At 70.6% G+C, this 7,288-nt stretch carries 6 protein-coding genes and 1 pseudogene; 6 read left to right on the top strand and 1 reads right to left on the bottom strand.

The window, feature by feature from the left end:
* Positions 1–528 (top strand): annotated as a pseudogene (locus RWO33_RS17945) (DUF4785 domain-containing protein); the annotation flags it as partial.
* A gap of 48 nt (positions 529–576) precedes the next feature.
* Here RWO33_RS17945 and RWO33_RS17940 read toward each other — a convergent pair.
* Positions 577–1,407: an ATP-binding cassette domain-containing protein gene (locus RWO33_RS17940; protein WP_145481180.1), complete on the bottom strand. Its 831-nt coding sequence runs from the start codon at positions 1,405–1,407 to the stop codon at positions 577–579.
* A gap of 151 nt (positions 1,408–1,558) precedes the next feature.
* On the opposite strand from RWO33_RS17940, the gene RWO33_RS17935 reads away from it, so the two are divergent.
* From RWO33_RS17935 to RWO33_RS17915, 5 genes are all read left to right on the top strand, one after another.
* Positions 1,559–2,761 carry a fatty acid desaturase gene (locus RWO33_RS17935; protein WP_145480580.1) on the top strand — a complete coding sequence of 401 codons (1,203 nt, stop codon included), beginning with the start codon at positions 1,559–1,561 and terminating at the stop codon, positions 2,759–2,761.
* 63 nt (positions 2,762–2,824) lie between these two features.
* Positions 2,825–3,130, top strand: coding sequence for an EF-hand domain-containing protein (locus RWO33_RS17930; RefSeq protein ID WP_260844199.1), 306 nt, complete (start codon positions 2,825–2,827; stop codon positions 3,128–3,130).
* A gap of 10 nt (positions 3,131–3,140) precedes the next feature.
* Entirely contained in the window at positions 3,141–3,953 is an 813-nt protein-coding gene (mutM, locus tag RWO33_RS17925; RefSeq protein WP_314106554.1) for a bifunctional DNA-formamidopyrimidine glycosylase/DNA-(apurinic or apyrimidinic site) lyase, read from the top strand.
* A gap of 65 nt (positions 3,954–4,018) precedes the next feature.
* Positions 4,019–4,585: an ECF-type sigma factor gene (locus RWO33_RS17920; protein WP_145480584.1), complete on the top strand. Its 567-nt coding sequence runs from the start codon at positions 4,019–4,021 to the stop codon at positions 4,583–4,585.
* A gap of 51 nt (positions 4,586–4,636) precedes the next feature.
* The coding region (locus RWO33_RS17915; RefSeq protein WP_314106551.1) for a serine/threonine-protein kinase at positions 4,637–7,288 on the top strand (2,652 nt) is incomplete at its 3' end.

The following is a 7,288-nucleotide window of genomic DNA, read 5'->3' as shown; positions in this document are numbered from 1 at the left end:
CTGCCGGCCGCCGGCGAGGCGCTGCTGGTGGCGCCGGACGGCCGCAGCTGGCCGGTGCCGCTGGTGACCGCCAGGAACGGCCTGCGCGCGCAGGTGACCGTTCCGGAGGACATCGGCACCACCGAGGGATTGTGGGAGCTGCAGGCCTTCGTGAGCGCGCAGGGCGTGCAGCGCGACGCCAAGGTGGCGTTCGCGGTGGCGCGGGCGACCGCGCGCTTCAGCGGCCAGGCCGAGGTGGACGCGGCGCAGCGCCAGGTGCGGTTGCCGCTGCAGATAGGCGCGCCGGGCCGGTACGAAGCCCGCGGCACCCTGTACGCCACCGCCCCGGGCGGCAGCCTGCGCCCGGTGGCGCAGGCACACAGCGCTGCGTGGTTCGACGCTGCCGGCAGCGGTGAGCTGCTGCTGGCCTTCGACGAGGTCGCGCTGCCCAATGGCTACGGCGCGCCGTTCGAGTTGCGTGACCTGCAGCTGCAGGACCAGGGCCGGATGGCGCCGATCGAACGCCGCGCGGTAGCGGTGCGGTTCTAGGCAGGGAAGCAGCGCAGGGCGTGTAGCGCCACGCCCTGCGTGGCTGTTTTACCCGGCGAACGCGGTCAGCCGGCCTTCGTGCTCCAGCACCTGGATGGGGCCACCAAACACCTCGGACAGCGGCCCATCGCGCAGCAGCTCCGCGCGCGTGCCGTCGGCGGCGATCCGGCCACCGCGCAGCAGCACCACGCGTTCGATTTCCGGAATCACTTCTTCGATGTGGTGGGTCACCAGCACCAGGGTGATGCCCTGTGCGGCCAGCGTGCGCATCGTGGCCACCAGGTGCTGGCGGGCCACCAGGTCCAGCCCGGTGGAAGGTTCGTCCAGCAGCAGCGCCTGCGGGCGGTTGACCAGCGCACGCGCGATCAGCACGCGACGGGTTTCGCCGGCGGACAGCTCGGCGTAGCCGCGCTGCAGCAACGGCAGTGCGCCGGTGAGGGCCAGGGTTTCACGCACCCGCGCGCGCATGTCGTCGGTCACCTCGCGGAATGCCGGCACCACGAAGCTGGCGAAGAACCCGGACAGCACCGCTTCTTCCACGGTCAGGCCCGGCATGTCGGCCAGGTTGCTGCTCAGGTCGCCGGTGACGATACCCAGCTGCGAACGCAGCCGGTCCACCTGCCAGCGGTTCTGGCCCAGCACGCGCACCGCCACCGTGCCGTCGGCGTGCGCCAGTGGGTACAGCTCACGGGTGATCAGCTTGATGAAAGAGGATTTGCCGCAGCCGTTCGGGCCCAGCAGCGCCGTGTGCTGGCCCTGTGCGATACGCAGGCTGAGGTCGTGCAGGACCCGGACCTGGCCGCGGATGACGCAGGCCCGGTCCAGTTCGATCAACGGGGCGGCGGACGCAGCGGCCGGGGGAGGGGTAGCGACGGTCATGAATGCGGGGGCAATGCTCACGAAGGGGGAAATCAACTGAATGACTGCGCAAAAATCGCATCAGACGGATGAAGTTTGCAACGTCTGGCCCCATGATGGACCTACCTGTAAACCCGTTTCCCTGCTGGCCGTTGCGGCCCGGAGTCCTGCGATGCTCGATACCCTCCTCAACTTCCTGACCGGCGGTGTCGTCGGCCTCGGCTGGTGGGGCATGGGCCTGGTGCTGCTGGTGTTCACCCAGCTCACCATCTTTGCCGTCACGCTGTACCTGCATCGCAGCCAGGCCCACCGTGGCGTGGACTTCCACCCGGTCATCGCGCACTTCTTCCGCTTCTGGACCTGGCTCACCACCTCCATGATCACCAAGGAGTGGGTGGCCATCCACCGCAAGCATCACGCCAAGGTGGAAACCGAGGAAGATCCGCACAGCCCGGTCACCAAGGGCATCGGCACCGTGTTCTGGCGCGGCGTGGAGCTGTACCGCGAAGCCCGCGGCATGCGCGCGGACATCGAGCAGTACGGCCGTGGCGCCCCGGAAGACTGGATCGAGCGCCACCTCTACACCCCGCACGCCAACCTGGGCCCGGTCGCCCTGTTCGCGTTGAACCTGCTGCTGTTCGGCCTGCCGGGCGTTGCGCTGTGGGCGATCCAGATGGCGTGGATCCCGTTCTGGGCCGCCGGCGTGGTCAACGGACTGGGCCACTGGTGGGGCTATCGCAACTTCGAGTCGGCCGACACCTCGACCAACCTCACCCCGTGGGCGTTCTGGATCGGCGGCGAAGAACTGCACAACAACCACCATGCCTTCCCCAGCTCGGCGCGCTTCTCGATGCGCCGCTGGGAATTCGACATCGGCTGGGCAGCCATCCGCGGCCTGCAGGCCGTGGGCCTGGCCAAGGTGCTGCGCGTGGCGCCGAGCATGGACGTGCGCCCGAACATTGCCGTGCCCGATGCCGAAACCCTCAAGGCGCTGCTTTCGCACCGCTTCCAGGCGATGACCGATTACCAGCGCAACGTGTTCGTGCCGGCGCTGCGCGAGGAAGCGGCGATGGCCGGTGCCAAGCTGCGACAACTGCTGCCGCGCCGCATGCGCCGTGGCCTGGTCAACGATGGCCGCTGGCTCAAGCCCGATTGCCGAGCCGAGCTCAGCAGCTGGGTGGAGCAGCGCCCGCGCATCCGCGTGCTGGTCGAACACCGCGCGCGCCTGGCGGCCCTGCTCGAAGCCCGCGGCAATGATGCCGCCGAACGCCTGAAGCTGCTGCAGGCCTGGTGCCACGAAGCCGAGGCCAGCGGCATCGCCGCGCTGCAGAATTACGCAGCGCGCCTGAAGGGCTACGCGCTGACGGCGCACTGAGCGGTGCGCCCGTCCACCGTTTCCGGAAAACGCCGCCCTGCGCGGCGTTTTTCCTGCGCCGCGCTGCTGCTGTTCGCGCTGGGCGCGCAGGCGCAGGTAGCCGACACCGGCACCTACCTGCAGCGCATGGACAGCGACGGCGACGGCAAGGTCAGCGTTGACGAGTACGTGGCCTGGATGATGTACGCCTTCGACCGCATGGACCGGAATGGCGATGGCGTGCTCAGCGCCGACGAACTGCCGGGCGGCAAGGGCAGGCCGATCACCCGCGAGCAGCAGCGCCAGACCATCATCGACCGCTTCCACAAACAGGACGCCAACCGCGACGGCTCCCTGAGCGCGAAGGAACTGTCCGCCCCACCCCGATGACGCCGCGCACATGCCCGAACTTCCCGAAGTAGAAACCACCCGCCGCGGCCTGGCCCCGCACCTGGAAGGCCGCAGCATCCACGGCGTGATCCTGCGCCGGCCCGACCTGCGCTGGCCGATCCCCGGCGAAATCAGCCAGCTGCTCCCCGGGCAGGCCATCGAAGGCGTGCGCCGCCGCGCCAAATACCTGCTGCTGGATACCGCCATCGGCAGTGCGGTGCTGCACCTGGGGATGTCCGGCAGCCTCCGCGTGCTGCCCGGCGACACCCCGGTGCGGGCGCACGACCATGTCGACATCAGCCTGGACAACGGCCGCCTGCTGCGCTTCAACGACCCGCGCCGGTTCGGCAGCCTGTTGTGGCAGCCGGCGGGGGCAACCCACGATCTGCTGGCCGGCCTGGGCCCGGAACCGCTGGACGACGCGTTCGACGGCGAGTACCTGTTCCAGCGCAGCCGGGGCCGCCGGGCGCCGGTGAAGACCTTCCTGATGGACCAGGGCATCGTGGTCGGCGTGGGCAACATCTACGCGGCCGAAAGCCTGTTCATGGCCGGGATCAACCCGCTGCGCGAGGCAGGGAAGATTTCGCGGGAGCGCTACCAGCGCCTGGCCACGGCGGTGAAGCAGATCCTGGCGTACGCCATCACCCGCGGCGGCACCACCCTGCGCGATTTCATCAATCCCGATGGCGCGCCGGGCTATTTCGAGCAGGAACTGCTGGTCTACGGGCGCGAAGGCGAACCCTGCCGGCAATGCGGCCGGCTGCTGCGCCACGCGACCATCGGCCAGCGCGCCAGCGTCTGGTGCGCCCACTGCCAGCGCTGAACCGGCATACGCACGGACGGAAACCGGCGCTATAGTCGGCCCAACGTCACCGGCGGGGGTGTGCGATGGACGAAAGCCCGGATATCACCGTATGGCTGGATTCAGCCCGGGCGGGCGACCGCGCCTCGCTGGACCGGGTGCTCACCCTGCTGTACCAGGAACTGCACAGCATGGCCCGGCGCCAGTTGGCCGGGCAGCAGGGTCGGACCCTGGATGCGACCTCGCTGGTGCATGAGTCCTACCTCAAACTGCTGGGCGCACGTGGCGCGGCGCGGTTCGAGGACCGGGCACATTTCTTCGCCTATGCCGCCTCGGCCATGCGCAGCGTGGTGGTCGATTACGCGCGCAACCGGCTGGCGCGCAAGCGCGGCGGCGACCTCAAGCGGGTTGCGGAGATTCCGGAAAACAGCAGCAGCGGCGTGCGCCTGGACGAAGACCTGCTGGCGCTGGACGTTGCGTTGGCGCGCCTGCAGGCGGTGGACAACCACCTGGCCAAGGTGGTGGAGCTGCGGTACTTCGCCGGGCTGTCCGAGCAGGAAATCGCCGACCTGTGCCAGCGTTCGGAGCGCAGCATCCGGCGCGACTGGCAGAAGGCGCGGATGTTCCTGTTGGCCTCGGTCCGCGAGGACTGAGCACGGCGGTCGAATCGGCAGCGCGGTAACACGACGCCCGGGGAAGGGACGATGGATGCAGTGCGCTGGCGGCAGCTCTCCTCGCTGCTGGATCAGTTGCTGGAAATGCCCTCCGACCAGCGCAGCGCGCGCCTGGCGCAACTGCGTGCGGCCGATGCCACGCTGGCCGATGACCTGGAACGGCTGCTGACGCACGAGCAGGAAAGCCAGGACTTCATGGCCCAACCGCTGTGGACCGCCGCCCCCGAGGACAGCCGCGCCGGCACCCATATCGGCCCGTACCGGCTGCTGCGGCAACTGGGCGAAGGCGGCATGGGCGAAGTGTGGCTGGCCGAACGCGCCGATGGCCTGTACCAGCGGCAGGTGGCGCTGAAGCTGCTGCGCAGCGGCTATGCCGATCCAGGGCTGCGCCAGCGCTTCAGCCGCGAACGCGAGATCCTGGCGCGCCTGCAGCACCCGCACCTGGCGCAGCTGCTCGACGCGGGCGTGGACCTGCAGGGCCAGCCCTACCTGGCCCTGGCCTACGTGGAAGGCGAACCGATCACCGACTACTGCCAGCGCCTGCAGCTGCCGCTGGAACGCCGCCTGCAGCTGATGCTGCAGGTGTGCGCGGTGGTCAGCCACGCGCACGCCAACCTGATCGTGCACCGCGACCTGAAGCCGTCCAACATTCTGGTCACCACCGCGGGCGAAGTGAAGCTGCTGGATTTCGGCATCGCCAAACTGCTCGACGACGAGCAGGCGCGCGCCAACGCCGCGCACCCGCCCACCGAAGCGCGTGCCTTCACCCTGCACTACGCCGCACCGGAGCAGGTGCGGGGCGCCCCGGTGACCACGCTGACCGACGTGTACTCGCTCGGCGTGGTGCTGTTCGAGGTGATCACCGGGCGCAAGCCATACCGCCTGCGCCGGGTCAGCGACGCCGAATGGGAGCGGTCGATCCTGGAAGTGGACGCGCCCCGCGCGTCCAGCGTGCTGCTGCGCGGCGACATCACCGATGCGGCGGTCACGCCGGCGGCGCGGCGCCTGGCCCGGCGCCTGCGCGGCGACCTGGACACGGTGCTGCTGAAGGCCCTGCAGAAGGAGCCGGCGCAGCGCTATGCCTCGGTGGAGGCGCTGGCCCAGGACCTGCAGCGCTTCCTCGAAGGCCGTCCGATCCAGGCGCGCCCGCAGCGGGCGCTGTACCGGCTGCGCAAGTACCTGGGCCGGCACCGCTGGGGCGTGGCGCTTGCGGCCGTGGTCGCGGTGGTCCTGGTGGCGCTGGCGGCGCTGGCGTTGTGGCAGATGCAGCAGGCCCGGCGCGAGATCGCGCGCGCCCAGGCCATGCAGGATTTCACCATCGGCCTGTTCGACCGCGCCGCCGGCGTGCGCCATGGCAGCTTCGACGTACGCCAGCTGCTGGCGACCGGGCAGCAGCGCGGCGAGGCCGAACTGGCCGACCAGCCCCTGCCGCTGGCCAACCTGGAAGGCGTGATCGGACGGCTGCGGATCGGCATGGGCGACTACGCACTGGCGCTGGAAACCCTGGACCGGCAGCGCGCGCTGCTGGAGCAGGTGAAAGACGTTCCGCCGGACATGCAGCTGGAGGCCGTGACCCAGCGCGGTCGCGCGCTGCGCATGCTGGGGCGGTCGCGCGAGTGCGTGGGGCACATGACGCCGCTGCAGGCGCTGGCCGGCGAACAGCAGCAGGCACTGCCCTCGCTGGTGGCCGAGTTCCACGCACAGCTGGGCCGCTGCCAGCAACTGCTGGGCTACCGTGACGAGGCACGCGCGGCGTTCGAGCGGGCGTTGTCGCTGCGCCGCGAAGTAGCGCACGACACCACCGGCACCGCCGAAAGCCTGGCCGATCTGGCCGCGCTGGAAAACGACGTCGGCAACGCGTCGGCTGCGCTGGCCGGCTACCGCCAGGCCCTGCAACTGCTGCAGGAGCGGACCAGCGACCGCCACCCGCAGCGGGTCACGCTGCATCGCCACCTGGGCGAGACCCTCGCCGCGCAGGGCGACCTGGACGGTGCCGAACGCAGCTTGGGCGAGGCCTGGGCCGACGCAGTGGCGCTGTATGGCGAGGATCACCCGGAGACGCTGACCATCCGCCGCCTGCGCGCCAGCCTGGCGCTGCAGCGGGGCGACCTGGCGCAGGCCCGGCAGGCCCTGCTGCAGGTCCACCAGCTCACCCGCAAGGCGCTGGGCGAGCAGCACCGCGACACCGGGCAGACCTGGCACGCCCTGGGACGTGCAGCGCTGGAACGCGGCGATACCGCTGCGGCGGTGGATGCGTTCGGGCGCGCAGTGGCGATCTGGCGGCAGCCGGACGCCATCGGGTTGCTCCCGCAGGGGCTGTACGACTACGGCAGCGCGCTGGCCGACGCCGGCCGCTGGCAGGACGGCCTGGCCGCCCTGCGCGAAGGGCGGCAATGGCAGGCCGCCCAGCGCGGCGACGGTGACCTGGAGGTGCTGCGCGCAGACCGTCGCATGGCCGAGATCGTCGGCGAGCATGTCGACCCTTGGCAGGCCGGCGACCGCCTGGCGGCATTGATGCGGCAGACCACCCGCAACGGCCCGGACGCGCGCCTGCAGCAGCAGGCGGTGCAGCTGGCATGGGGGCGCAACCTGCTGCGCATGGACCAGCCGGTGGAGGCCCGGCGCGCACTGCAGCCCCTCCGCGACGGCGATGCGATGGACCCGCGCAGCGTGCAGCTGCGC

This window comes from uncultured Stenotrophomonas sp. (assembly GCF_963519925.1).
Lineage (GTDB): Bacteria > Pseudomonadota > Gammaproteobacteria > Xanthomonadales > Xanthomonadaceae > Stenotrophomonas > Stenotrophomonas maltophilia_AE.
Note: the sequence above shows the minus strand (reverse complement) of the source record. Positions and strands in the feature narration are given on the sequence as shown.